This is a genomic window from Pseudomonas sp. FW305-20, from assembly GCF_058788075.1.
In genome coordinates this window covers 212,006-237,743 of sequence record NZ_JBYTAJ010000005.1, presented here as the reverse complement: position 1 = coordinate 237,743, position 25,738 = coordinate 212,006, and the positions used below count along the sequence as shown (strand labels likewise).

The following is a 25,738-nucleotide window of genomic DNA, read 5'->3' as shown; positions in this document are numbered from 1 at the left end:
CCCCATGTGAGAGTAGGTCATCGTCAAGATTAAATTCCGAAACCCCTATCTGCGTATGCAGGTAGGGGTTTTGTTTTGTCCGCAGAAAACTGCTCAGTAGGGTTTCTATGCAATGGCGCGGAGCATGGCTATCATGCGGACCTCATTGTGAGGCGAGACTTGCATGCTGACATTGTTAAAGCTTCTTAAAGATGGTCGATTCCATTCGGGTCAGGCCTTGGGTGCCGCCTTGGGTGTCAGTCGTAGTGCCGTTTGGAAGCAGCTTCAGCATCTAGAGGCTGAGCTGGGATTATCCATTCATAAAGTGCGGGGGCGCGGCTATCAACTGGCTGCGCCATTGACGCTGCTTGATCCTGTCGAGATAAAAGAGCAGGCGCCTTCTTGCGAGTGGCCCATCCTTGTTTTCGATTCAATTGACTCCACTAATGCCGAGGCTTTGCGCGCTATCGAGCGGGGCCAGACGGCGCCCTTTCTGGTGCTTGCTGAGCGGCAAACTGCTGGTCGTGGGCGGCGTGGACGTAAATGGGCAAGTCCATTTGCGGAAAATATCTATTACAGCCTCGTGCTGCGTATTGAAGGTGGAATGCGTCAGCTGGAAGGCTTGAGTCTAGTTGTTGGACTCGCCGTCATGCAGGCCTTGCGTGAGCTCGGTATTTCGGGCGCTGGCTTGAAGTGGCCCAACGATGTTTTGGTTGGTCAGAAGAAGATTGCCGGGATATTGCTCGAGCTGGTGGGAGATCCTGCTGATGTGTGCCACGTTGTGCTAGGTGTGGGAATTAATGTGAACATGCAAATTACCGATGAGGTAGATCAGCAGTGGACGTCGATGCGGCTAGAGTCGGGCAAGGTGTTTGATCGGAATCACCTGGTCGGGAAGTTGGGCGCGATGCTCCAGACATATCTGTCTCGTCATCAACTCGACGGATTTTCAGCTATCCAGGCAGAGTGGGAGCAAAATCATCTCTGGCAAGGACGAGCCGTGTCATTGATTGCAGGTGTTAACCATATAGATGGCGAAGTGCTGGGTATTGATGGTCAAGGTGCTCTGCGCTTGAGGGTGGGTGGTGTGGAAAAGGTCTTTAGTGGTGGTGAGCTCAGTCTGAGGTTGCGTGATGATTCTTGAGCTCGACTGCGGAAACAGTTTTATCAAATGGCGTGTGCTCGACGCGGATGTTCGGCGGGTGGTTGGCGAGGGTGTTGTTGATTCTGATCTCGCTTTGTTGGAGGGATTGAAAGCACTTGAGGGGCTCGCTCTCAAGTTTTGCCGGTTGGTTAGTGTGAGGACTACCGAAGAAACCAGTGCGCTGATTTCTCGGCTGACAGAGGCTTTTGGTGTGTCGGTGATGTGTGCTGCGCCATCCCGCGAAATGGCCGGCGTTCGTAATGGTTATGAGGAGTTCGATCGGTTAGGGCTCGACCGTTGGCTGGCGATGCTTGGGGGGTTCCAGTTGGCTTCCGGTGCGTGCCTTGTGCTTGATTTTGGCACGGCTGTTACTGCGGACTTCATCTCTAGGGATGGAGAGCACCTTGGAGGTTTTATATGCCCAGGAATGCCTCTGATGCGAAACCAGTTGCGTACCCACACGCGCAGAATTCGATATGACGATCTGGCAGCTGAGCGCGCTTTGGAAAGTCTCGTTCCTGGTCGGACAACTGTCGAAGCGGTCGAGCGGGGATGCTCGTTGATGCTGAGGGGCTTTGTCCTGACGCAGCTAGAGTTGGCGCGTAGCTATTGGGGGAGCGATTATTCTGTTTTTCTCACTGGAGGAGATGCAGGCCTGGTTTCCGGCATCGTGCCTCAGGCCCGGGTGGTTCCTGATCTTGTGTTTGTAGGTTTGGCTATGGCGTGTCCCTTGTCGTGAGGTTTTTATGCGTTGGTTGTTTCTTCTGCTGCTTGTTCTGAATGTGTTCTATTACGTCTGGCACCAACAAGAGGCTCCTTTGCGTGCGAAGGATGTAACCCCTTTGAGTTTATATCGGGGGTCGCAGCAGGATATTCGCTTGTTGAGCGAGACAACTGACGCGGCTCGGGATAAAGGAAAGTCTGCCCCGGCAGACGATGGCTGTCTCTATCTGGGCGGTTTTGCTCGTCAGGAAGCGGCGCAGGCGGTTGAGCGACGATTGAGTGGCATGGAAATCAAGTTTGAATCCTTGCTGAGGGCTCCAGCTGGGTCTGATGGTTATTGGGTACGTGTGGCACCAGAAAGCCGACGTTGGCTGGATGACTCGCAGTTGAAGAACCTTTCTAGAGAATTCAATGAGTTAAAACATAAAATAATGCCGTGTGAGGGGGTTGCACCCGCCGAATAGTTTGCATAGAATGGCGCCCGCTTCGCAGTGAAGACCTTTACTGGTTAACATCGCAAAGTGACGTCAATGCAGCTAACCTCAGGTTTTTAATGAGAAAATGCTTGACAGAAGGCTGGCATGATATAGAATGCCGGCTCGCTTAGGAGGGGTTCCCGAGCGGCCAAAGGGATCAGACTGTAAATCTGACGTCTACGACTTCGAAGGTTCGAATCCTTCCCCCTCCACCATTTTTAGCGAGAGCTGCAAGCTCCGCGGGTATAGTTTAGTGGTAGAACCTCAGCCTTCCAAGCTGATGATGCGGGTTCGATTCCCGCTACCCGCTCCAAGTTTGCAGATCCTGCGTAGCGTTACGCTCTTGTAGCTCAGTTGGTAGAGCACACCCTTGGTAAGGGTGAGGTCAGCGGTTCAAATCCGCTCAAGAGCTCCATATAACAAGGCAGATATGAAAATATCTGCCTTTGTTTTAATGGCTTGTTTGACCTGCTCAATTCTTCTCCTAGGGGTGATTTTGATGGCTAAGGAAAAGTTCGAACGTAATAAGCCTCACGTCAACGTTGGTACCATTGGTCACGTCGATCACGGTAAAACCACTCTGACTGCTGCTTTGACTCGCGTCTGCTCCGAAGTTTTCGGTTCGGCAAAGGTTGACTTCGACAAGATCGATAGCGCCCCTGAAGAAAAAGCTCGTGGTATTACCATCAACACCGCTCACGTTGAGTACGATTCGGCTGTGCGTCACTACGCGCACGTTGACTGTCCAGGTCACGCTGACTACGTAAAAAACATGATTACCGGTGCTGCTCAGATGGATGGTGCGATTCTGGTTTGCTCGGCCGCTGATGGCCCGATGCCTCAAACCCGTGAGCACATCCTTCTGTCCCGTCAGGTTGGCGTTCCGTACATCGTTGTCTTCCTGAACAAGGCTGACATGGTCGATGATGCCGAGCTGCTGGAGTTGGTCGAGATGGAAGTGCGCGATCTGCTGAGCACTTACGATTTTCCGGGTGATGATACTCCGATCATCATTGGTTCGGCGCTGATGGCGCTGAATGGTCAAGACGACAACGAGATGGGCACTACTGCCGTCAAGAAGTTGGTCGAGACTCTGGATAGCTATATTCCGCAGCCTGAGCGTGCTATTGATAAGCCGTTCCTGATGCCGATCGAGGACGTTTTCTCGATCTCCGGTCGCGGTACTGTTGTGACTGGTCGTGTTGAGCGTGGCATTGTTCGCATTCAGGAAGAAGTTGAGATTGTTGGTCTTCGTGACACTGTCAAAACTACTTGTACTGGTGTTGAGATGTTTCGCAAGCTGCTCGACGAAGGTCGTGCTGGCGAGAACTGCGGCGTGTTGCTGCGTGGTACCAAGCGTGATGATGTTGAGCGTGGCCAGGTTCTGGTCAAGCCGGGCACTGTCAAGCCGCATACCAAGTTCACTGCAGAGGTTTACGTTCTGAGCAAGGAAGAAGGCGGTCGTCATACGCCGTTCTTCAAGGGTTACCGTCCACAGTTCTACTTCCGTACCACGGATGTAACTGGTAACTGCGAATTGCCAGAAGGCGTTGAAATGGTGATGCCGGGTGATAACGTTCAGATGACCGTTACCCTGATCAAAACCATCGCGATGGAAGATGGGCTTCGCTTCGCTATCCGTGAAGGCGGTCGTACCGTCGGTGCTGGTGTCGTAGCTAAAGTCATCGAGTAAGTTGTTGTAATGTCTTTTTCGGGCCGGCATAATGGTCGGCCTGATTTTGTTTTAGGTCAGTAGCTCAATTGGCAGAGCGACGGTCTCCAAAACCGTAGGTTGGGGGTTCGATTCCCTCCTGACCTGCCAGATTCACTTGGTGTGTCTGGCTTTCTTTTCACAGGATCTTCATAGATGACTCCTAAAGCTGAAGCTCAAGGCTCTCGCTTCGATCTGCTCAAGTGGCTAGTAGTAGTTGCTTTGGTGGTTGTTGGCGTTGTTGGCAATCAGTATTACTCTGCTTCGCCGATCCTGTACCGCGTACTAGCTTTGCTCGCCATTGCTGCTGTAGCTGCCTTTGTAGGCTTGCAGACAGTCAAGGGCAAGTCTTTCTTTGTACTGGTTAAGGAAGCTCGCACCGAGATTCGTAAAGTCGTATGGCCAACTCGCCAAGAAACCACGCAGACCACGTTGATCGTTGTGGCTGTTGTTCTGGTTATGGCGTTGCTGTTGTGGGGGCTAGATTCCCTGCTCGGCTGGCTTGTTTCCTTGATTGTCGGCTAAGGGTGTCCCGTGGCTAAGCGTTGGTACGTTGTGCATGCTTACTCCGGTTACGAGAAGCATGTCATGCGCTCGTTGGTAGAGCGCGTAAAGCTGGCTGGCATGGAAGATGGCTTCGGCGAAATTCTGGTTCCCACTGAAGAAGTGGTTGAAATGCGTAATGGCCAGAAACGCAAAAGCGAGCGCAAATTCTTTCCGGGTTATGTGCTGGTTCAGATGGACATGAATGAGGGTACTTGGCACTTGGTCAAGGATACTCCTCGGGTGATGGGTTTTATCGGCGGTACAGCTGATAAGCCTGCGCCTATCACAGATAAAGAGGCAGAAGCGATTCTGCGTCGCGTCGCTGATGGTAGTGACAAGCCGAAGCCGAAGACATTGTTCGAGCCAGGCGAGTCGGTACGTGTCAATGATGGTCCGTTTGCCGACTTTACTGGCACGGTCGAAGAAGTTAACTACGAGAAGAGCCGGATCCAAGTGGCAGTGCTCATTTTCGGTCGCTCTACTCCGGTAGAGCTAGAGTTCAGCCAGGTCGAAAAGGTCTAGCTGAGCAAGCATCCCAACCCCGCAGCCCTAGGCTGTGGGGTTTTGTCGTCACTGGGATAAACGCGCAAGTAACCGGGGAGCCTTTCGAGGCGTTCGAACCCGTAATTGGAGTGCCTCATGGCCAAGAAGATTACCGCTTACATCAAGCTGCAAGTGAAGGCCGCTCAGGCTAACCCAAGCCCACCTGTTGGTCCTGCTCTGGGTCAGCACGGCGTGAATATCATGGAATTCTGCAAGGCTTTCAACGCCCGTACTCAGGGTATTGAGCCAGGTCTGCCGACTCCAGTGATCATCACTGTCTACAGCGACCGTAGCTTCACTTTCGAAACCAAATCCACACCTGCTTCGGTTCTGCTGAAGAAAGCTGCTGGTCTGACTAGCGGTTCCGCTCGTCCGAACACCGTTAAGGTTGGCACCGTTACCCGTGCTCAGCTGGAAGAAATCGCGAAAACCAAAAACGCGGATCTGACTGCAGCTGATATGGACGCGGCCGTGCGTACTATCGCCGGTTCTGCTCGTAGCATGGGCCTTAACGTGGAGGGTGTGTAATGGCTAAGTTGACCAAGCGTCAAAAGGCTATCGCCGGCAAAATCGAAGCAGGCAAGTCCTACAACTTTGTAGACGCTGCCGCTCTGCTGGCTGAGCTGTCGACCGTCAAGTTCAGCGAGTCGTTTGACGTTGCTGTAAACCTGGGTGTTGACCCGCGTAAATCCGACCAGGTCGTTCGTAGCGCTACTGTGCTGCCACACGGCACTGGCAAGACCGTTCGCGTTGCTGTGTTCACCCAGGGTCCAGCTGCTGAGGCCGCTCTGGCTGCCGGCGCTGACCGTGTAGGTATGGACGATCTGGCTGCCGAAATGAAAGGCGGCGACCTGAACTATGACGTAGTTATCGCATCCCCGGATGCAATGCGCGTTGTTGGTCAGTTGGGTCAGATCCTGGGCCCACGTGGCCTGATGCCTAACCCTAAAGTCGGCACCGTAACGCCAGACGTAGCTACCGCGGTTAAAAACGCCAAGGCTGGTCAGGTTCGTTATCGCACCGACAAAAACGGCATCATCCACACCTCCGTTGGCAAAGTCGGTTTCGACGCCGTCAAGCTGAAGGAAAACGTTGAAGCCCTGATCGCTGATCTGAAGCGTATCAAGCCAGCTTCCTCGAAAGGTATTTACGTCAAGCGCGTTACCCTGAGCACCACCATGGGTCCAGGCCTGGTCATCGACCAAGGTTCGCTCGACGCGTAAGACACAGGTTGGCGCAAGCGATTGCGCCAATTGAAAGATTGGGGTCCCTGCCTGGCGGGGGCTATCCAAGACCGTAGGCGACGCAAGTCTTAAACCTCAAGCCTACGCAGATGGTGCTCCCGGTTCCTTACCGAATCAGACACCAAAACGACATCTGGCCTCGGTTGGATGAAACGGTAACAAGCAGGAGTTTTTCCCGTGGCAATTAAACTTGAAGACAAGAAGGCCATCGTCGCTGAAGTCAACAAGGCTGCCCAAGTTGCTCTGTCCGCTGTCGTGGCTGATGCCCGCGGCGTAACAGTAGGCGCTATGACCGGACTCCGTAAAGAGGCTCGTGAAGCTGGTGTTTACGTACGTGTTGTACGTAACACTCTGCTCAAGCGCGCCGTTGCTGGCACTCAATATGACGTGCTCAACGACGTGTTCACCGGCCCGACCTTGATTGCATTCTCCAAAGATCATCCGGGCGCTGCTGCTCGTATCTTCAAAGAGTTCGCAAAAGGTCAGGATAAGTTCGAGATCAAGGCAGCTGCGTTCGAGGGCAAGTTCCTCGCAGCTAATCAGATCGACGTACTGGCAAGCCTGCCGACCCGTGACGAAGCAATTTCTCAGCTGATGAGCGTGATTCAAGGCGCAACCAGCAAATTGGCTCGTACTCTGGCGGCTCTTCGCGACCAGAAAGAAGCTGCCGCAGCCTAAGGCTGAGCGACTCCTTTCAGCGTTTATTGTTTATTTCGATGGCCGCGTAGGCTGTCACCCCAATACAGGAATTTATAGTCATGTCTCTGACTAACGACCAAATCATCGAAGCAATCGGCGAAAAATCCGTTCTGGAAATCGTTGAGCTGATCAAGGCCATGGAAGAGAAGTTCGGCGTTTCCGCTGCCGCTGCTTCCGCTGGTCCAGCTGCTGTCGCTGCCGTTGTTGAAGAACAAACTGAATTCAACGTCATGCTGCTGGAAGCTGGCGAGAAGAAAGTTAACGTGATCAAGGCAGTACGTGAACTGACCGGTCTGGGCCTGAAAGAAGCCAAGGCTGTAGTTGACGGCGCTCCTGGCGTTGTTCTGGAAGCTGTTTCGAAAGACGCAGCTGACAAAGCAAAAGCCACTCTGGAAGAAGCAGGCGCTAAAGTCGAGCTGAAGTAAGCATCGACTTTGCGTCTCCAGCCCGAGCGTTAAGCGAAAGGCTGATGGCTGGTGGCTCTTGCCACCGGCCTTTTTCCGTTATTGGCAGCCGACTGGGTCGGTGCTGATAACGAGCTGTAACCACCCGATGCGGTGGCGCAAACCATGGGGTTTGCACGATTTTCTGGCTGCTCCCGTCGGGAGGGGCCAAACAAGCAGGTGACCAAGCTGGGGAACGCTGATGGCTTACTCATATACTGAGAAAAAACGTATCCGCAAGGACTTTAGCAAGTTGCCGGACGTCATGGATGTGCCGTACCTCCTGGCCATCCAGCTGGATTCGTATCGTGAATTCTTGCAAGCGGGAGCGACTAAAGATCAGTTCCGCGACGTGGGCCTGCATGCGGCCTTCAAATCCGTTTTCCCGATCATCAGCTACTCCGGCAATGCTGCGCTGGAGTACGTCGGTTATCGCCTGGGCGAACCGGCATTTGATGTCAAAGAATGCGTATTGCGCGGTGTAACTTACGCCGTACCTTTGCGGGTAAAAGTGCGCCTGATCATTTTCGACAAAGAATCGTCGAACAAAGCGATCAAGGACATCAAAGAGCAAGAAGTCTACATGGGTGAAATCCCCCTGATGACTGAGAACGGTACCTTTGTAATCAACGGTACCGAGCGTGTAATCGTTTCCCAGCTGCACCGTTCCCCGGGCGTGTTCTTCGACCACGACCGTGGCAAGACGCACAGCTCCGGCAAACTGTTGTACTCGGCGCGTATCATTCCTTACCGCGGTTCGTGGCTGGACTTCGAGTTCGACCCGAAAGACTGCGTATTCGTGCGTATCGACCGTCGTCGCAAGCTGCCTGCATCGGTACTGCTGCGCGCGCTCGGCTATACCACTGAAGAAGTGCTCGACGCGTTCTACACCACCAACGTTTTCCACCTGAGCGGCGAAACCCTCAGTCTGGAACTGATTGCTTCGCGTCTGCGTGGTGAAATCGCTGTACTTGATATTCAGGACGAGAAGGGCAAGGTCATCGTTGAGGCTGGTCGCCGTATTACTGCGCGCCACATCAACCAGATCGAAAAAGCCGGTCTCAAGACCCTGGAAGTGCCTCTGGACTACGTCCTGGGTCGCACTACCGCCAAGGCCATCGTGCATCCGGCAACCGGCGAAATCCTGGCAGAGTGCAACACCGAGCTGAACACCGAGATCCTGGCTAAAATCGCCAAGTCCCAGGTTGTTCGCATCGAAACTCTGTACACCAACGATATCGACTGCGGTCCGTTCGTCTCCGACACTCTGAAGATCGACTCCACCAGCAACCAATTGGAAGCGCTGGTCGAGATCTATCGCATGATGCGTCCAGGCGAGCCGCCAACCAAAGACGCTGCCGAAACTCTGTTCAACAACCTGTTCTTCAGTCCTGAGCGCTATGACCTGTCTGCGGTCGGCCGGATGAAGTTCAACCGTCGTATCGGTCGTACCGAGATCGAAGGTTCGGGCGTGTTGTGCAAAGAAGACATCGTTGCGGTGCTGAAGACTCTGGTCGACATCCGTAACGGTAAAGGCATCGTCGATGACATCGACCACCTGGGTAACCGTCGTGTTCGCTGCGTAGGCGAAATGGCCGAGAACCAGTTCCGCGTTGGCCTGGTACGTGTTGAGCGTGCGGTCAAAGAGCGTCTGTCGATGGCTGAAAGCGAAGGCCTGATGCCGCAAGACCTGATCAACGCCAAGCCAGTGGCTGCGGCGGTGAAAGAGTTCTTCGGTTCCAGCCAGCTTTCCCAGTTCATGGACCAGAACAACCCGCTGTCCGAGATCACCCACAAGCGTCGTGTTTCTGCACTCGGCCCTGGCGGTTTGACTCGTGAGCGTGCTGGCTTTGAAGTGCGTGACGTACACCCGACTCACTACGGTCGTGTATGCCCGATTGAAACGCCGGAAGGTCCGAACATCGGTCTGATCAACTCCCTGGCCGCTTATGCGCGCACCAACCAGTACGGCTTCCTCGAAAGCCCGTACCGTGTGGTGAAAGACGCTCTGGTCACCGACGAGATCGTGTTCCTGTCCGCCATCGAAGAAGCTGATCACGTGATCGCTCAGGCTTCGGCGACGATGAACGACAAGAAAATGCTGATCGACGAGCTGGTAGCTGTTCGTCACTTGAACGAGTTCACCGTTAAGGCGCCGGAAGACGTCACCTTGATGGACGTTTCGCCGAAGCAGGTAGTTTCGGTTGCAGCGTCGCTGATCCCGTTCCTCGAGCACGATGACGCCAACCGTGCGTTGATGGGTTCGAACATGCAGCGTCAAGCTGTACCAACCCTGCGCGCTGACAAGCCGCTGGTCGGTACTGGCATGGAGCGTAACGTAGCTCGTGACTCCGGCGTTTGCGTCGTGGCTCGTCGTGGTGGCGTTATCGATTCCGTCGACGCCAGCCGTATCGTGGTTCGTGTTGCTGATGATGAAGTTGAAACCGGTGAAGCTGGTGTCGACATCTACAACCTGACCAAATACACCCGCTCCAACCAGAACACCTGCATCAACCAGCGTCCGCTGGTGCGTAAAGGTGATCGGGTTCAGCGTAGCGACATCATGGCTGACGGCCCGTCCACCGACATGGGTGAGCTGGCGCTGGGTCAGAACATGCGCATCGCGTTCATGGCCTGGAACGGTTACAACTTCGAAGACTCCATCTGCCTGTCGGAACGAGTTGTTCAAGAAGACCGCTTTACCACGATCCACATTCAGGAACTGACCTGTGTGGCACGTGACACCAAGCTTGGGCCAGAGGAAATCACTGCGGACATCCCGAACGTGGGTGAAGCTGCACTGAACAAGCTGGACGAAGCCGGTATCGTTTACGTAGGTGCTGAAGTTGGCGCAGGCGACATCCTGGTAGGCAAGGTCACTCCGAAAGGCGAGACCCAACTGACTCCGGAAGAAAAACTGCTGCGTGCCATCTTCGGTGAAAAAGCCAGCGACGTTAAAGACACCTCCCTGCGCGTGCCTACCGGCACCAAGGGTACCGTCATCGACGTACAAGTCTTCACCCGCGACGGCGTTGAGCGTGATGCGCGTGCACTGTCGATCGAGAAGACTCAACTCGACGAGATCCGCAAGGATCTGAACGAAGAGTTCCGTATCGTTGAAGGCGCCACTTTCGAACGTCTGCGTTCCGCTCTGGTCGGCCACAAAGCCGAAGGCGGCGCTGGTCTGAAGAAAGGTCAGGACATCACCGACGAAATTCTCGACGGTCTTGAGCATGGTCAGTGGTTCAAACTGCGCATGGCTGAAGATGCTCTGAACGAGCAGCTCGAGAAGGCTCAGGCCTACATCGTTGATCGCCGCCGTCTGCTGGACGACAAGTTCGAAGACAAGAAGCGCAAACTGCAGCAGGGCGATGACCTGGCTCCAGGCGTGCTGAAAATCGTCAAGGTTTACCTGGCAATCCGTCGCCGCATCCAGCCGGGCGACAAGATGGCCGGTCGTCACGGTAACAAAGGTGTGGTCTCCGTGATCATGCCGGTTGAAGACATGCCGCACGATGCCAATGGCACCCCGGTCGACGTCGTCCTCAACCCGTTGGGCGTACCTTCGCGTATGAACGTTGGTCAGATCCTTGAAACCCACCTGGGCCTCGCGGCCAAAGGTCTGGGCGAGAAGATCAACCGGATGATCGAAGAGCAGCGCAAAGTCGCTGAGCTTCGTAAATTCCTCGACGAGATCTACAACCAGATCGGCGGTCGTAACGAAGATCTGGATAGCTTCTCCGACCAGGAAATCCTGGACCTGGCGAAGAACCTGCGTGGCGGCGTTCCAATGGCCACTCCAGTGTTCGACGGCGCCAAGGAAAGCGAAATCAAGGCCATGCTGAAACTGGCAGACCTGCCAGAAAGCGGCCAGATGCAGCTGACCGACGGCCGTACCGGCAACAAGTTCGAGCGCCCGGTTACTGTTGGCTACATGTACATGCTGAAGCTGAACCACTTGGTAGACGACAAGATGCACGCTCGTTCTACCGGTTCGTACAGCCTGGTTACCCAGCAGCCGCTGGGTGGTAAGGCGCAGTTCGGTGGTCAGCGTTTCGGGGAGATGGAGGTCTGGGCACTGGAAGCATACGGTGCTGCTTACACTCTGCAAGAAATGCTCACAGTGAAGTCGGACGATGTGAACGGCCGTACCAAGATGTACAAAAACATCGTGGATGGCGATCACCGTATGGAGCCGGGCATGCCCGAGTCTTTCAACGTGTTGATCAAGGAAATTCGTTCCCTCGGCATCGATATCGATCTGGAAACCGAATAACACGTGACGCGAATCGAGAGCGGGGCAGGATTGCCCGCTCTCTGCTCCGCCAGGAGGAAAGGCCTTGAAAGACCTACTGAATTTGCTGAAAAACCAGGGTCAAGTCGAAGAGTTCGACGCCATCCGTATTGGATTGGCATCGCCTGAGATGATCCGTTCGTGGTCGTTCGGTGAAGTTAAAAAGCCGGAAACCATCAACTACCGTACGTTCAAACCTGAGCGTGACGGCCTGTTCTGCGCCAAGATCTTTGGCCCGGTAAAGGATTACGAGTGCCTGTGCGGTAAGTACAAGCGCTTGAAGCACCGCGGTGTGATCTGCGAGAAGTGCGGCGTTGAAGTCGCGCTGGCCAAAGTTCGTCGTGAGCGCATGGCGCACATTGAACTGGCTTCCCCGGTTGCCCACATCTGGTTCCTGAAGTCGCTGCCGTCGCGTATCGGCTTGCTGATGGACATGACCCTGCGTGATATCGAACGCGTTCTCTACTTCGAGAGCTATGTCGTTATCGATCCAGGCATGACCACCCTTGAAAAAGGTCAGCTGCTCAATGATGAGCAGTACTTCGAAGCGCTGGAAGAGTTCGGCGACGATTTCGATGCCCGCATGGGTGCCGAAGCTGTCCGTGAGCTGCTGCACGCTATCGACCTGGAGCACGAGATTGGCCGCCTGCGTGAAGAAATTCCGCAAACCAACTCCGAAACCAAAATCAAGAAGCTGTCCAAGCGTCTGAAGTTGATGGAAGCCTTCCAGGGTTCCGGCAACCTTCCAGAATGGATGGTGCTGACCGTTCTGCCGGTTCTGCCGCCAGATCTGCGTCCACTGGTCCCGCTGGATGGCGGTCGTTTCGCGACTTCCGACCTCAACGATCTGTATCGTCGAGTGATCAACCGTAACAACCGTTTGAAGCGTCTGCTCGATCTGTCCGCTCCGGACATCATTGTGCGCAACGAAAAGCGTATGTTGCAGGAGGCCGTCGATGCACTGCTCGACAACGGTCGTCGTGGCCGCGCTATCACTGGTTCCAACAAGCGACCTCTGAAATCCCTGGCTGACATGATCAAGGGTAAGCAGGGTCGTTTCCGTCAGAACTTGCTCGGTAAGCGTGTTGACTACTCCGGTCGTTCGGTAATTACCGTAGGTCCGACCCTGCGTCTGCACCAGTGCGGTCTGCCGAAGAAGATGGCTCTCGAGCTGTTCAAGCCGTTCATTTTCGGCAAGCTGGAAATGCGTGGTCTTGCTACCACCATCAAAGCTGCCAAGAAGATGGTCGAGCGCGAACTGCCAGAGGTATGGGACGTTCTCGCTGAAGTGATTCGCGAACACCCGGTTCTTCTCAACCGTGCACCGACCCTTCACCGTCTGGGTATCCAGGCGTTTGAACCGGTACTGATCGAAGGTAAGGCTATCCAGCTGCACCCACTGGTCTGTGCTGCGTACAACGCCGACTTCGACGGCGACCAAATGGCCGTGCACGTACCGCTGACACTGGAAGCCCAGTTGGAAGCGCGTGCGTTGATGATGTCGACCAACAACATTCTGTCGCCAGCCAACGGTGAGCCAATCATCGTTCCGTCGCAGGACGTTGTATTGGGTCTGTACTACATGACTCGTGAAGCGATCAACGCCAAGGGCGAAGGTCGTGTGTTCGCGGATCTGCAAGAAGTTGACCGTGTGTTCCGTGCCGGCGAAGCCGCACTGCACGCCAAGGTCAAAGTGCGGATCAACGAAACCGTCAACGATCGTGATGGTGGCAGCGTCAAGAACACCCGTATCGTCGACACCACTGTCGGCCGTGCGCTGTTGTTCCAGGTTGTTCCACCTGGCCTGTCGTACGACGTCGTCAACCAGCCGATGAAGAAAAAGGCGATCTCCAAGCTGATCAACCAGTGCTACCGCGTGGTTGGTTTGAAAGAGACCGTGATCTTCGCTGACCAGTTGATGTACACCGGTTTTGCCTATTCGACCATTTCCGGCGTTTCCATCGGTGTTAACGACTTCGTTATCCCGGATGAAAAAGCCCGCATCATCGGTGCTGCTACCGACGAAGTGAAAGAGATCGAAAGTCAGTACGCCTCCGGCCTGGTAACCCAGGGCGAGAAGTACAACAAAGTGATCGACCTTTGGTCCAAGGCGAACGACGAAGTTTCCAAGGCGATGATGGCCAACCTCTCGAAAGAGAAAGTCATCGACCGTCATGGCGTCGAAGTCGACCAGGAGTCCTTCAACTCGATGTACATGATGGCCGACTCGGGCGCACGGGGTTCTGCTGCGCAGATCCGTCAGCTCGCCGGTATGCGTGGCCTGATGGCCAAGCCGGACGGTTCCATCATTGAAACGCCGATTACTGCGAACTTCCGTGAAGGTTTGAGCGTACTTCAGTACTTCATCTCCACTCACGGTGCTCGTAAAGGTTTGGCGGATACCGCGTTGAAAACTGCGAACTCCGGTTACCTGACTCGTCGTCTGGTAGACGTGGCGCAGGATCTGGTTGTGACCGAGATCGATTGCGGCACCGAACATGGTTTGGTAATGACTCCGCACATTGAAGGCGGTGACGTTGTTGAGCCGCTGGGTGAGCGCGTATTGGGTCGTGTTATTGCCCGTGACGTGTTCAAGCCAGGTACCGAAGAAATCATCGTTCCTGCCGGCACGCTGGTAGACGAGAAGTGGGTCGAGTTCATCGAGCTGAACAGCATCGACGAAGTGATCGTGCGTTCGCCGATCAGCTGCGAAACCCGCTACGGCATTTGTGCCAAGTGCTACGGCCGTGACTTGGCTCGTGGTCACCAGGTGAACATCGGTGAAGCGGTCGGCGTTATCGCTGCCCAGTCCATCGGTGAGCCGGGTACCCAGCTGACCATGCGTACGTTCCACATCGGTGGTGCGGCAAGCCGGACCTCCGCAGCCGACAGCGTTCAGGTGAAGAATGGCGGTACCGTCCGTCTGCATAACCTGAAGCATGTTGAGCGAGTGGATGGTTGCCTGGTTGCTGTGTCCCGTTCCGGTGAGCTGGCGATCGCTGATGACTTCGGTCGTGAGCGCGAGCGTTACAAGCTGCCGTACGGTGCTGTGATTTCGGTTAAAGAAGGTGACAAGGTCGACGCTGGCGCAATCGTGGCCAAGTGGGATCCGCACACTCACCCAATCGTTACCGAAATGAAAGGTACCGTGACCTACGTGGGCATGGAAGAAGGCATCACGATCAAGCGTCAGACTGACGAATTGACCGGTATGACCAACATTGAAGTACTCGACGCCAAAGACCGTCCAGCTGCCGGTAAAGATATCCGTCCTGCTGTGAAGATGGTTGATGACAACGGCAAGGATCTCTTGCTGCCGGGTACCGACGTAATTGCTCAGTACTTCCTGCCTGCTAACGCCCTGGTCGGTGTAGCGGACGGTGCGAAAATCGCGATCGGTGATGTTATCGCTCGTATTCCGCAAGAGACTTCGAAGACCCGTGACATCACCGGTGGTCTGCCGCGTGTTGCCGACTTGTTCGAAGCCCGTCGTCCGAAAGAAGCCTCGATTCTGGCTGAAGTCAGCGGCACCATCGCGTTCGGTAAAGAGACCAAAGGCAAGCGCCGTCTGGTCATTACCCCGAACGACGGTAGCGATCCGTACGAAGAGCTGATTCCGAAGTGGCGTCACCTGAACGTCTTCGAAGGCGAACAGGTAAACCGCGGCGAAGTTATCTCCGACGGCCCGAGCGATCCACACGACATCCTGCGTCTGCTGGGTGTGAGTGCGCTGGCCAAGTACATCGTGAACGAGATCCAGGACGTTTATCGTCTGCAAGGCGTGAAGATCAACGACAAGCACATCGAGACCATCCTGCGTCAGATGCTGCGTAAAGTTGAAATCGCTGAATCCGGCGATTCCAGTTTCATCAAGGGCGACCAGATGGAATTGACTCACGTACTGGTAGAGAACGAGCGTCTGGCTGGCGACGAGAAATTCGTTTCCAAGTTCACTCGTGTGCTGTTGGGTATCACCAAGGCGTCGTTGTCCACCGAATCGTTCATCTCGGCGGCTTCCTTCCAGGAAACCACTCGCGTACTGACCGAGGCGGCGGTAACCGGCAAGCGCGATTACTTGCGCGGCCTGAAAGAAAACGTGGTCGTGGGTCGTCTGATCCCGGCTGGTACCGGTCTGGCTTATCACAGCGAGCGCAAGCGCCGCCGTGATGCTGACAAACCGTTGCGCGTAAGCGCCAGTGAAGTGGAAGCTGCACTGACCGAAGCGCTGAACTCGAGCGGTAACTGAGTTCTGCGGTAAATGAGCGTAAGGCCCTGGCCATTCCGTTCATCGAATCGAGACAATTTGTCGAGGTTGGATGAGCGGGGAGGTCGGGGCCTTGCCTTGACTGGGGGCAAGATCCTCTTTAGACTCTTGTACCCCTAAATTTGGCGGGAATTCGTTCCTGCCATTTTGCTTTTCTTGCAAGACAATAGCGTCGCAAGACAACAGTGGAGCTAGTAGATGGCAACTATCAACCAGCTGGTACGTCAGCCGCGTAAGCGTATCGTCGAGAAATCCGACGTGCCTGCGCTGCAGAACTGCCCGCAACGTCGTGGCGTATGCACCCGTGTGTATACCACCACGCCGAAAAAACCTAACTCGGCACTGCGTAAAGTATGCCGTGTGCGTCTGACCAACGGTTTCGAGGTTTCCTCGTACATCGGCGGTGAAGGCCACAACCTGCAAGAGCACAGCGTGGTACTGATCCGCGGCGGTCGTGTAAAAGACTTGCCAGGTGTTCGTTACCACACCGTACGCGGTTCTTTGGATACTTCCGGCGTTAAAGGTCGTAACCAGGGTCGCTCGAAGTACGGTACCAAGAAGCCTAAGTAGTAACGGCTTTTTGTAAAAACTGATTTTCTATTTTTCTGAGTCGATAAGAGTAAGGTCGGAGGCGTCCCGAAAGGGCACCGATTCCGAGCGAACCTGAAGACCGTTTGAGGGCTTATCCATGCCAAGAAGACGCGTAGCAGCCAAGCGCGAAGTGCTTGACGATCCAAAATACGGAAGCCAAATCCTGGCCAAGTTCATGAACCACGTAATGGAAAGCGGCAAGAAAGCCGTTGCCGAGCGTATCGTTTATGGCGCGCTGGAGAAGGTTAAAGAACGCAAGAACAGCGACCCCCTGGAAATCTTCGAGAAAGCTCTCGACGCCATCGCTCCGCTGGTCGAAGTAAAGTCGCGCCGTGTAGGCGGTGCTACTTACCAGGTTCCGGTTGAAGTTCGTCCGTCCCGTCGTAACGCCCTGGCAATGCGCTGGTTGGTAGACTTCGCCCGCAAGCGCGGCGAGAAGTCTATGGCTCTGCGTTTGGCTGGCGAACTGTTGGACGCTGCCGAAGGTAAAGGTGCTGCAGTTAAGAAGCGTGAAGACGTGCACCGTATGGCTGAAGCTAACAAAGCTTTCTCGCACTACCGCTTCTAATTTTAGCGTCACTAATTTTGCGAGGGCTTTATGGCTCGTACTACACCGATTAACCGCTACCGTAACATTGGTATCGTTGCTCACGTGGATGCTGGTAAAACCACCACCACCGAGCGCGTCCTTTTTTACACTGGCAAAAGTCACAAAATGGGCGAGGTGCATGACGGCGCCGCGACCACAGACTGGATGGTGCAGGAGCAGGAGCGTGGTATTACCATTACTTCTGCTGCTATTACCGCCTTCTGGCAGGGTTCCGAGAAGCAGCACAAGGACCAATACCGCTTCAACGTTATTGATACCCCGGGCCACGTTGACTTCACTATTGAAGTTGAGCGTTCCCTGCGTGTACTCGATGGCGCGGTCGTTGTGTTCTGCGGTACCTCGGGTGTTGAGCCTCAGTCGGAAACCGTATGGCGTCAAGCCAACAAATACGGCGTTCCACGTCTTGTTTACGTAAACAAGATGGACCGTGCTGGTGCAAACTTCCTGCGCGTGATCGGTCAGATCAAGCAGCGTCTGGGTCACACTCCGGTGCCAATTCAGTTGGCTATCGGTTCCGAAGATAACTTCCAGGGTCAGATCGATCTGATCGCCATGGAAGCTGTTTACTGGAATGACTCTGACAAAGGCATGGTTCCAGTTCGCAAGCCAATCCCTGCTGAGCTGCAGGAACTGGCTGACGAATGGCGCGGCAACATGGTTGAGGCTGCGGCCGAAGCCAGCGAAGAGCTGATGAACAAGTATCTCGAAGGTGAAGAACTCACCAACGTGGAAATCAAGGCCGCTCTGCGTCAGCGTACTATCGCTGGTGAGATCGTTCTGGCTGTTTGTGGTTCTTCCTTCAAGAACAAGGGTGTTCCCCTGGTTCTCGACGCCGTTATCGACTACCTGCCGGCTCCTACCGACATTCCTGCCATCAAGGGTACTGACCCGGATGACGAGACCAAGGAAATGGAGCGTCACGCAGACGACAGCGAGCCGTTCTCGGCTCTGGCGTTCAAGATCGCTACCGACCCATTCGTGGGTACCTTGACCTTCGTTCGAGTTTACTCGGGCGTGTTGGCCTCCGGCGACGGCGTGATCAACTCGGTTAAAGGCAAGAAAGAGCGCGTGGGTCGTATGGTGCAAATGCACGCAAACGCCCGTGAAGAAATCAAGGAAGTACGCGCTGGTGACATCGCGGCCTTGATCGGCATGAAGGACGTCACCACTGGCGAAACTTTGTGCAACGCTGACAAGCCAATCATCCTGGTTCGCATGGACTTCCCGGAGCCGGTTATTTCGGTTGCCGTAGAGCCTAAGACCAAGGACGACCAGGAAAAAATGGGTATCGCTCTGGGCAAACTTGCTCAGGAAGACCCGTCTTTCCGCGTCAAGACTGATGAAGAGACTGGTCAAACGATCATCTCCGGCATGGGCGAGTTGCACCTGGACATCCTGGTTGACCGGATGCGCCGTGAGTTCAACGTCGAAGCCAACATCGGTAAGCCTCAAGTTTCGTACCGTGAGCGCATCACGAAGAGCTGCGAAATTGAAGGCAAGTTCGTTCGCCAGTCCGGCGGTCGTGGCCAGTTCGGTCACTGCTGGATTCGTTTTGCTCCTGCTGACGAAGGTCAGGAAGGTCTGCAATTCCTGAACGAAGTAGTGGGTGGTGTGGTTCCTAAGGAATACATCCCGGCTATCCAGAAGGGTATCGAAGAGCAGATGAAGAACGGCGTTGTAGCCGGCTATCCGCTGATCGGCCTGAAGGCTACCGTGTTTGATGGTTCCTACCACGACGTCGACTCCAACGAGATGGCGTTTAAGGTGGCTGCTTCCATGGCGACCAAGCAACTGGCCCAGAAGGGCGGTGGTGAGTTGCTTGAGCCGATCATGGCGGTAGAGGTTGTTACGCCTGAAGACTATATGGGTGACGTGATGGGCGACCTTAACCGTCGTCGCGGCATGATCCTGGGTATGGAAGACACGGTCTCCGGCAAAGTGATTCGCGCCGAAGTTCCGCTGGGTGAGATGTTCGGTTACGCAACCGACGTACGCTCCATGTCCCAAGGTCGCGCAAGCTACTCTATGGAATTCAAAAAATACAATACGGCTCCGTCGCACATCGTCGAAACCGTAACCAAAAAACAAGGCTGATTCAGCCCCTTTAGGCTAGGAGTTAATTGTCGTGGCTAAAGAAAAATTTGACCGTACCCTCCCGCACGTCAACGTTGGCACCATCGGTCACGTCGACCACGGTAAAACCACGCTGACCGCTGCTCTGACTCGTGTCTGCTCCGAAGTTTTCGGTTCGGCTGTTGTTGCTTTCGATAAAATCGACAGCGCTCCAGAAGAGAAGGCTCGTGGTATCACCATCAACACCGCGCACGTTGAATACAACTCGCTGATCCGTCACTACGCTCACGTTGACTGCCCAGGTCACGCTGACTATGTGAAGAACATGATCACCGGTGCTGCTCAGATGGACGGCGCGATCCTGGTTTGCTCGGCCGCTGATGGTCCGATGCCACAAACCCGTGAGCACATCCTGCTGTCTCGTCAGGTTGGCGTTCCGTACATCGTTGTCTTCCTGAACAAGGCTGACATGGTTGACGACGCTGAGCTGCTGGAACTGGTTGAGATGGAAGTGCGCGATCTGCTGAGCACTTACGACTTCCCAGGTGACGACACTCCGATCATCATTGGTTCGGCTCTGATGGCTCTGAACGGCCAAGACGACAACGAAATGGGCACCACTGCCGTTCGTAAACTGGTTGAGACTCTGGACAGCTACATTCCAGATCCAGTCCGTGTTATCGACAAGCCGTTCCTGATGCCAATCGAAGACGTATTCTCGATCTCCGGTCGCGGTACTGTTGTAACTGGCCGTATCGAGCGCGGTATCGTCAAGGTTCAGGATCCACTGGAAATCGTTGGTCTGCGTGACACTACCGTCACCACCTGCACCGGTGTTGAAATGTTCCGTAAGCTGCTCGACGAAGGTCGTGCTGGCGAGAACTGCGGCGTGCTGCTGCGCGGCACCAAGCGTGACGACGTTGAGCGTGGCCAGGTTCTGGTCAAGCCAGGTTCGGTTAAGCCGCACACTACCTTCGAAGCCGAAGTGTACGTGTTGAGCAAAGAAGAAGGCGGTCGCCACACTCCGTTCTTCAAAGGCTACCGTCCACAGTTCTACTTCCGGACCACTGACGTGACCGGTAACTGCGAACTGCCGGAAGGCGTTGAAATGGTAATGCCAGGCGACAACATCAAAATGGTTGTCACCCTGATCAAAACCATCGCAATGGAAGATGGTCTGCGTTTCGCTATTCGTGAAGGCGGTCGTACCGTCGGCGCTGGCGTCGTAGCCAAAATCATCGCTTAATAAGTGATGACTTGAAAAAGCCCCCGCCTAGCGGGGGCTTTTTTATTGGGTTGACACTGTAGTAGCCCGTCTATAGAATTGCGCCTCCTTTTAACGGGCGTATTGCGCTCGGTGGGAATAGCAGCCGGAGTCTGAAATCCAATGCAAAATCAGCAAATCCGTATCAGGTTGAAGGCTTTTGACCATCGCCTGATCGACCAATCCACCCAGGAAATCGTGGAAACCGCGAAACGTACTGGTGCTCAAGTGCGTGGTCCAATTCCACTGCCTACCCGTAAAGAGCGGTTCACCGTTCTGGTCTCCCCGCACGTCAACAAAGACGCGCGTGACCAGTATGAGATCCGTACTCATAAGCGCGTTCTGGACATCGTCCAGCCAACGGATAAAACCGTTGATGCTCTTATGAAGCTTGATCTTGCGGCCGGTGTGGAAGTGCAGATCAGCCTCGGCTAAGACTCGGTCTTAGTCGTGTAACGCTCTGAAATGGGCGGCCATAGCGGGTGAAAGCCCCGTACACTCATGAGGTTTACAACATGACTATTGGTGTAGTCGGTCGTAAATGCGGTATGACCCGTATTTTCACCGAAGAAGGTGTCTCCATTCCGGTCACGGTCATTGAGATCGAACCGAATCGCGTCACCCAGTTCAAAACTGAAGAGACCGATGGCTATCGTGCAGTGCAAGTCACTGTAGGCGAGCGTCGTGCTTCGCGTGTTACAGCTGCTCAAGCTGGCCACTTCGCTAAAGCGAACGTTGCCGCTGGTCGTACCGTAATGGAATTCCGTCTTGAAGAAGGCGAGTACCAGGCCGGCGATCTGATCAACGCTGAAATCTTCGCTGCTGGTCAACTGGTTGATGTAACCGGTCAGTCCAAAGGTAAAGGCTTCCAGGGTACGATCAAGCGTTGGAATTTCCGCGGGCAAGATAATACCCACGGTAACTCCGTATCCCACCGCGTTCCAGGCTCTATCGGCCAGTGCCAGACTCCTGGTCGTGTATTCAAGGGCAAAAAAATGTCCGGTCATATGGGCGCTGAGCGCGTGACCGTGCAGTCCCTCGAAGTAGTGCGCGTGGACGCTGAACGCAATCTGTTGTTGGTCAAGGGCGCTGTTCCTGGCGCTACTGGCGGCAACTTGGTTGTACGTCCAGCAGCCAAGGCTCGCGGTTAAGGGGAAGCTGACATGCAATTAAATGTAAATGACGCTCAAGCGATCGAAGTTTCCGAACTGACATTTGGCGGCGAATTCAACGAGACGCTGGTTCACCAAGCAGTCGTGGCCTACATGGCCGGCGGCCGTCAAGGTAGCAAGCAGCAAAAGACCCGTTCCGACGTTCGTGGTGGCGGTAAGCGCCCATGGCGTCAGAAAGGTACTGGCCGTGCTCGTGCCGGTACTATCCGTAGCCCAATCTGGCGTGGCGGCGGTACCACTTTCGCAGCTCGTCCTCAGGATCACACCCAGAAGCTGAACAAGAAGATGTATCGCGCAGCAATGCGTTCCATCCTTGCTGAGCTGGTGCGTACTGATCGTCTGGTTGTGGTTCAGGACTTCGCTGTTGATGCACCGAAGACCAAAGATCTGCTGAACAAACTGACCGGCATGGGCCTGACTGACGTCTTGATCGTGTCTGAAGTGGTTGATCAGAACCTGTACCTGGCTGCTCGTAACCTGCCACACGTTGATGTACGTGACGTGCAAGGTTCCGATCCAGTTAGTCTGATCGCATACGACAAGGTGTTGATCACCGTGTCGGCCGTGAAGAAATTCGAGGAGCTGCTGGGATGAACCAGGAACGCGTATTTAAAGTTCTGCTTGGCCCGCACGTTTCCGAGAAGGCTACGGTTCTGGCTGACAAGAAAGGCCAGTTCGTTTTCAAGGTTGCAACTGACGCAACCAAGCTGGAAATCAAGAAGGCCGTCGAAAGCCTGTTCAGCGTGAAAGTAGAGCGTGTTACTACCCTGAATGTTCTGGGTAAGAGCAAGCGCACTGCTCGCGGTCTGGGCAAGCGTAATGACTGGAAGAAGGCAGTTATCTCCCTTCAGCCAGGCCAAGATCTCGATTTCAGCAGCAGTGCTGAGTAAGGAAGGGGTGCATCATGGCAATCGTTAAATGCAAACCGACTTCCCCTGGCCGCCGTTTTGTGGTCAAGGTGGTCAACCAGGAGCTGCATAAAGGCGCTCCTCACGCACCGCTGCTCGAGAAAAAATCGAAGACTGGTGGTCGTAACAACAATGGTCGCATTACCACTCGTCACATCGGTGGTGGCCATAAGCAGCATTATCGTCTGGTCGATTTCCGTCGCAACGACAAAGATGGCATCTCTGCCACTGTCGAGCGTATTGAATACGATCCAAACCGTACTGCTCACATCGCTCTGCTGCTGTACGCAGATGGCGAGCGTCGCTACATCATCGCCCCTAAAGGCGTGAGTGCTGGCGACCAGCTGATCGCAGGTGCTCTGGCGCCGATCAAGCCGGGCAACGCTCTGCAACTGCGTAACATTCCAGTTGGTAGCACCGTACACGGCATCGAATTGAAGCCAGGTAAAGGCGCGCAAATCGCTCGTTCCGCTGGTGCTTCGGCTCAGCTGATCGCTCGTGAAGGTGTCTACGTGACCCTGCGTCTGCGTTCTGGTGAGATGCGTAAAGTGCTGGCTGAATGCCGCGCGACCTTGGGCGAAGTCTCGAACTCCGAGCACAGCCTGCGTTCGCTGGGTAAAGCTGGTGCCAAACGCTGGCGTGGCGTTCGCCCAACCGTTCGTGGTGTTGCCATGAACCCGGTTGACCACCCACATGGTGGTGGTGAAGGTCGTACCTCTGGTGGTCGTCATCCGGTATCGCCATGGGGCTTCCCGACTAAGGGCGCGAAGACTCGTGGTAATAAGCGTACCGACAAAATGATCGTCCGTCGTCGCAAGTAAATAGAGGGATACGACAGTGCCACGTTCTCTGAAAAAAGGTCCTTTTATTGATCTTCACCTACTGAAGAAGATCGAAGTGGCGGCGGAAAAGAACGATCGCAAACCAGTTAAGACCTGGTCGCGTCGTTCGATGATCCTGCCACAAATGGTCGGTTTGACCATTGCAGTGCATAACGGTCGTCAACATGTTCCAGTTCTCGTGAACGAAGACATGGTCGGCCACAAACTGGGCGAGTTTGCCGGTACCCGCACATATCGTGGGCACGTGGCAGACAAGAAAGCCAAGCGTTAAGGGGTAAGGAACGATGGAAGTAGCCGCTAAGTTGTCGGGCGCTCGAATCTCCGCCCAGAAAGCCCGCTTGGTCGCCGACCAGATCCGCGGGAAGAAGGTGGGCGAAGCGCTCAACCTGTTGGCTTTCAGCAGTAAGAAAGCCGCCGAGATCATGAAAAAAGTGCTGGAGTCGGCCGTAGCCAACGCCGAGCATAACGAAGGCGCAGACGTTGATGACCTTAAAGTCAGCACCGTTTTCGTCAACGAAGGGCGTTCGCTGAAGCGAATCATGCCACGTGCCAAAGGCCGTGCTGATCGCATCGTCAAGCGGTCTTGCCATATCACTGTCAAGGTTGCTGACAAGTAACGGAGTCGAAGAGATGGGTCAGAAAGTACATCCCATTGGCATTCGCCTGGGAATCGTCAAGGAGCACACCTCCGTCTGGTACGCAGACGGTCGGACTTATGCGGACTATTTGTTCGCTGATCTGAAGGTGCGCGAGTATCTCCAAGACAAACTAAAAAGCGCGTCCGTAAGCCGTATCGATATCCATCGTCCGGCTCAGACTGCACGTATCACCATCCACACCGCTCGTCCAGGTATCGTTATCGGGAAGAAAGGTGAAGATGTTGAGAAACTGCGTCAGGACCTGACCAAGCAAATGGGTGTGCCTGTGCACATCAATATCGAAGAGATCCGCAAGCCGGAGCTCGACGGTATGCTGGTTGCGCAGAGCGTAGCTCAGCAGCTGGAGCGTCGTGTAATGTTCCGTCGCGCTATGAAGCGCGCTGTTCAGAACGCCATGCGCATTGGTGCCAAAGGCATCAAAATCCAAGTGAGCGGTCGTCTCGGCGGTGCTGAAATCGCACGTACTGAATGGTATCGCGAAGGTCGTGTGCCACTGCACACCCTGCGTGCCGACATCGACTATGCCAACTACGAAGCTCACACCACTTACGGTGTGATCGGTGTAAAGGTTTGGATCTTCAAAGGCGAAGTAATTGGTGGTCGCCAAGAAGAACTGAAACCACAAGCACCAGCGCCTCGTAAAAAAGCTGCTAAGTAAGGGGTACGCCAAATGTTGCAACCAAAGCGTACGAAGTTCCGCAAGCAGATGACAGGCCACAACCGTGGTCTGGCACAGCGCGGTAGCAAAGTCAGCTTCGGCGAGTTCGCGCTGAAGTCTGTAGCTCGTGGTCGTCTCACCGCTCGTCAGATCGAGTCAGCGCGTCGTGCTCTGACCCGTCACGTTAAACGTGGCGGCAAGATCTGGATCCGTGTATTCCCGGACAAGCCTATTTCCAAAAAGCCACTCGAAGTTCGGATGGGTAAAGGTAAGGGTAGTGTGGAGTACTGGGTTGCCCAGATTCAGCCAGGCAAAGTCCTGTATGAAATCGAGGGTGTTACTGAAGAGCTGGCGCGTGAGGCTTTTGCCCTGGCTGCTGCAAAGCTGCCGCTCGCCACCGCCTTTGTTAAACGGACGGTGATGTGATGAAAGCGAATGAACTTCGTGAAAAATCCGCACAGCAGCTGAACGAGCAACTGCTCGGCCTGCTGCGCGACCAGTTCAATCTGCGTATGCAGAAAGCAACTGGCCAGTTGGGGCAGTCTCATCTGCTCTCGCAAGTTAAACGTGACATCGCTCGCGTGAAGACTGTGCTTAACCAGCAGGCAGGTAAGTAATCATGGCTGAAGCCGAAAAAACTGTCCGTACGCTGACTGGCCGTGTTGTCAGCGACAAGATGGACAAAACCATCACCGTTCTGATCGAGCGTCGCGTTAAGCACCCGATCTACGGTAAATACGTTAAGCGTTCGACTAAGCTGCACGCGCACGACGAAACCAATCAGTGCCACATCGGCGACAAAGTCACTATTCGTGAAACTCGTCCGCTGGCCAAGACCAAGTCTTGGGCATTGGTTGATGTTCTCGAACGCGCTGTGGAAGTCTAAGGACTAGGG

Annotated in this window: 27 protein-coding genes and 4 tRNA genes; all 31 read left to right on the top strand. The window is 54.6% G+C overall.

Features of this window, described 5'->3' with window-relative positions; translation table 11 throughout:
• The first annotated feature begins 163 nt into the window (after positions 1 to 163).
• Complete coding sequence (birA, locus tag AC3WP4_RS06990; RefSeq protein ID WP_074871342.1) at positions 164 to 1,123, top strand: bifunctional biotin--[acetyl-CoA-carboxylase] ligase/biotin operon repressor BirA; 960 nt, start codon at positions 164 to 166, stop codon at positions 1,121 to 1,123.
• Positions 1,113 to 1,862 (top strand): pantothenate kinase, encoded by a 750-nt coding sequence (locus AC3WP4_RS06985; protein WP_074871341.1) that lies wholly within the window; start codon positions 1,113 to 1,115, stop codon positions 1,860 to 1,862. The genes birA and AC3WP4_RS06985 overlap by 11 nt, the downstream gene beginning before the upstream one ends.
• A 7-nt stretch (positions 1,863 to 1,869) precedes the next feature.
• Positions 1,870 to 2,310 (top strand): hypothetical protein, encoded by a 441-nt coding sequence (locus AC3WP4_RS06980; RefSeq protein ID WP_074871339.1) that lies wholly within the window; start codon positions 1,870 to 1,872, stop codon positions 2,308 to 2,310.
• Between the two features lie 142 nt (positions 2,311 to 2,452).
• Positions 2,453 to 2,537: transfer RNA gene (locus AC3WP4_RS06975), tRNA-Tyr, on the top strand.
• A 24-nt stretch (positions 2,538 to 2,561) separates the two neighbouring features.
• Positions 2,562 to 2,635, top strand: a tRNA-Gly gene (locus AC3WP4_RS06970).
• Between the two features lie 26 nt (positions 2,636 to 2,661).
• A tRNA-Thr gene (locus AC3WP4_RS06965) sits at positions 2,662 to 2,737 on the top strand.
• A gap of 84 nt (positions 2,738 to 2,821) precedes the next feature.
• Positions 2,822 to 4,015, top strand: a complete 1,194-nt coding sequence (tuf, locus tag AC3WP4_RS06960) for an elongation factor Tu (protein WP_007896619.1) — start codon at positions 2,822 to 2,824, stop codon at positions 4,013 to 4,015.
• A 53-nt stretch (positions 4,016 to 4,068) separates the two neighbouring features.
• Positions 4,069 to 4,144: transfer RNA gene (locus AC3WP4_RS06955), tRNA-Trp, on the top strand.
• 45 nt (positions 4,145 to 4,189) lie between these two features.
• A complete protein-coding gene (secE, locus tag AC3WP4_RS06950) occupies positions 4,190 to 4,558 on the top strand; it encodes a preprotein translocase subunit SecE (RefSeq protein WP_008145488.1) in 369 nt (122 codons plus the stop codon).
• Between the two features lie 9 nt (positions 4,559 to 4,567).
• Positions 4,568 to 5,101 carry a transcription termination/antitermination protein NusG gene (gene nusG, locus AC3WP4_RS06945; protein WP_007896622.1) on the top strand — a complete coding sequence of 178 codons (534 nt, stop codon included), beginning with the start codon at positions 4,568 to 4,570 and terminating at the stop codon, positions 5,099 to 5,101.
• Positions 5,102 to 5,218: 117 nt separating this feature from the next.
• Entirely contained in the window at positions 5,219 to 5,650 is a 432-nt protein-coding gene (gene rplK / locus AC3WP4_RS06940) for a 50S ribosomal protein L11 (protein WP_003210097.1), read from the top strand.
• Positions 5,650 to 6,345: a 50S ribosomal protein L1 gene (gene rplA, locus AC3WP4_RS06935; RefSeq protein WP_007896626.1), complete on the top strand. Its 696-nt coding sequence runs from the start codon at positions 5,650 to 5,652 to the stop codon at positions 6,343 to 6,345. Before rplK ends, rplA begins: the two co-directional genes overlap by 1 nt.
• A 198-nt stretch (positions 6,346 to 6,543) precedes the next feature.
• Entirely contained in the window at positions 6,544 to 7,044 is a 501-nt protein-coding gene (rplJ, locus tag AC3WP4_RS06930; RefSeq protein WP_008145489.1) for a 50S ribosomal protein L10, read from the top strand.
• 80 nt (positions 7,045 to 7,124) lie between these two features.
• On the top strand, positions 7,125 to 7,490 hold the full coding sequence (gene rplL / locus AC3WP4_RS06925) for a 50S ribosomal protein L7/L12 (protein WP_008145490.1): 366 nt from the start codon (positions 7,125 to 7,127) through the stop codon (positions 7,488 to 7,490).
• Positions 7,491 to 7,710: 220 nt separating this feature from the next.
• The gene (gene rpoB / locus AC3WP4_RS06920) at positions 7,711 to 11,784 is read left to right on the top strand and encodes a DNA-directed RNA polymerase subunit beta (protein WP_033059467.1); all 4,074 of its coding nucleotides are present in this window, start codon (positions 7,711 to 7,713) and stop codon (positions 11,782 to 11,784) included.
• 64 nt (positions 11,785 to 11,848) lie between these two features.
• Entirely contained in the window at positions 11,849 to 16,048 is a 4,200-nt protein-coding gene (gene rpoC / locus AC3WP4_RS06915; RefSeq protein WP_007896632.1) for a DNA-directed RNA polymerase subunit beta', read from the top strand.
• A gap of 216 nt (positions 16,049 to 16,264) precedes the next feature.
• On the top strand, positions 16,265 to 16,636 hold the full coding sequence (gene rpsL / locus AC3WP4_RS06910; RefSeq protein ID WP_002555494.1) for a 30S ribosomal protein S12: 372 nt from the start codon (positions 16,265 to 16,267) through the stop codon (positions 16,634 to 16,636).
• A gap of 118 nt (positions 16,637 to 16,754) precedes the next feature.
• On the top strand, positions 16,755 to 17,225 hold the full coding sequence (rpsG, locus tag AC3WP4_RS06905) for a 30S ribosomal protein S7 (RefSeq protein WP_002555493.1): 471 nt from the start codon (positions 16,755 to 16,757) through the stop codon (positions 17,223 to 17,225).
• A 30-nt stretch (positions 17,226 to 17,255) separates the two neighbouring features.
• Positions 17,256 to 19,361: an elongation factor G gene (gene fusA, locus AC3WP4_RS06900; protein WP_074871335.1), complete on the top strand. Its 2,106-nt coding sequence runs from the start codon at positions 17,256 to 17,258 to the stop codon at positions 19,359 to 19,361.
• 31 nt (positions 19,362 to 19,392) lie between these two features.
• Positions 19,393 to 20,586, top strand: a complete 1,194-nt coding sequence (gene tuf, locus AC3WP4_RS06895) for an elongation factor Tu (RefSeq protein WP_008145495.1) — start codon at positions 19,393 to 19,395, stop codon at positions 20,584 to 20,586.
• Between the two features lie 141 nt (positions 20,587 to 20,727).
• On the top strand, positions 20,728 to 21,039 hold the full coding sequence (rpsJ, locus tag AC3WP4_RS06890; RefSeq protein WP_003186070.1) for a 30S ribosomal protein S10: 312 nt from the start codon (positions 20,728 to 20,730) through the stop codon (positions 21,037 to 21,039).
• Positions 21,040 to 21,119: 80 nt separating this feature from the next.
• A complete protein-coding gene (gene rplC, locus AC3WP4_RS06885; protein ID WP_003186059.1) occupies positions 21,120 to 21,755 on the top strand; it encodes a 50S ribosomal protein L3 in 636 nt (211 codons plus the stop codon).
• 12 nt (positions 21,756 to 21,767) lie between these two features.
• Entirely contained in the window at positions 21,768 to 22,370 is a 603-nt protein-coding gene (gene rplD / locus AC3WP4_RS06880) for a 50S ribosomal protein L4 (RefSeq protein WP_007896707.1), read from the top strand.
• Positions 22,367 to 22,666 (top strand): 50S ribosomal protein L23, encoded by a 300-nt coding sequence (gene rplW, locus AC3WP4_RS06875; RefSeq protein ID WP_002555488.1) that lies wholly within the window; start codon positions 22,367 to 22,369, stop codon positions 22,664 to 22,666. Before rplD ends, rplW begins: the two co-directional genes overlap by 4 nt.
• 14 nt (positions 22,667 to 22,680) lie before the next feature.
• Positions 22,681 to 23,505: a 50S ribosomal protein L2 gene (gene rplB / locus AC3WP4_RS06870; RefSeq protein WP_003176423.1), complete on the top strand. Its 825-nt coding sequence runs from the start codon at positions 22,681 to 22,683 to the stop codon at positions 23,503 to 23,505.
• Between the two features lie 16 nt (positions 23,506 to 23,521).
• Positions 23,522 to 23,797: a 30S ribosomal protein S19 gene (gene rpsS, locus AC3WP4_RS06865; protein WP_002555486.1), complete on the top strand. Its 276-nt coding sequence runs from the start codon at positions 23,522 to 23,524 to the stop codon at positions 23,795 to 23,797.
• A gap of 13 nt (positions 23,798 to 23,810) precedes the next feature.
• Positions 23,811 to 24,143, top strand: a complete 333-nt coding sequence (gene rplV, locus AC3WP4_RS06860; protein ID WP_003103908.1) for a 50S ribosomal protein L22 — start codon at positions 23,811 to 23,813, stop codon at positions 24,141 to 24,143.
• Between the two features lie 13 nt (positions 24,144 to 24,156).
• Complete coding sequence (gene rpsC / locus AC3WP4_RS06855; RefSeq protein ID WP_003176422.1) at positions 24,157 to 24,843, top strand: 30S ribosomal protein S3; 687 nt, start codon at positions 24,157 to 24,159, stop codon at positions 24,841 to 24,843.
• 12 nt (positions 24,844 to 24,855) lie between these two features.
• Positions 24,856 to 25,269 (top strand): 50S ribosomal protein L16, encoded by a 414-nt coding sequence (rplP, locus tag AC3WP4_RS06850; RefSeq protein WP_008145497.1) that lies wholly within the window; start codon positions 24,856 to 24,858, stop codon positions 25,267 to 25,269.
• Entirely contained in the window at positions 25,269 to 25,460 is a 192-nt protein-coding gene (gene rpmC / locus AC3WP4_RS06845) for a 50S ribosomal protein L29 (RefSeq protein WP_002555481.1), read from the top strand. Before rplP ends, rpmC begins: the two co-directional genes overlap by 1 nt.
• Positions 25,461 to 25,462: 2 nt before the next feature.
• On the top strand, positions 25,463 to 25,729 hold the full coding sequence (gene rpsQ / locus AC3WP4_RS06840) for a 30S ribosomal protein S17 (RefSeq protein ID WP_003176419.1): 267 nt from the start codon (positions 25,463 to 25,465) through the stop codon (positions 25,727 to 25,729).
• Positions 25,730 to 25,738 lie beyond the last annotated feature (9 nt).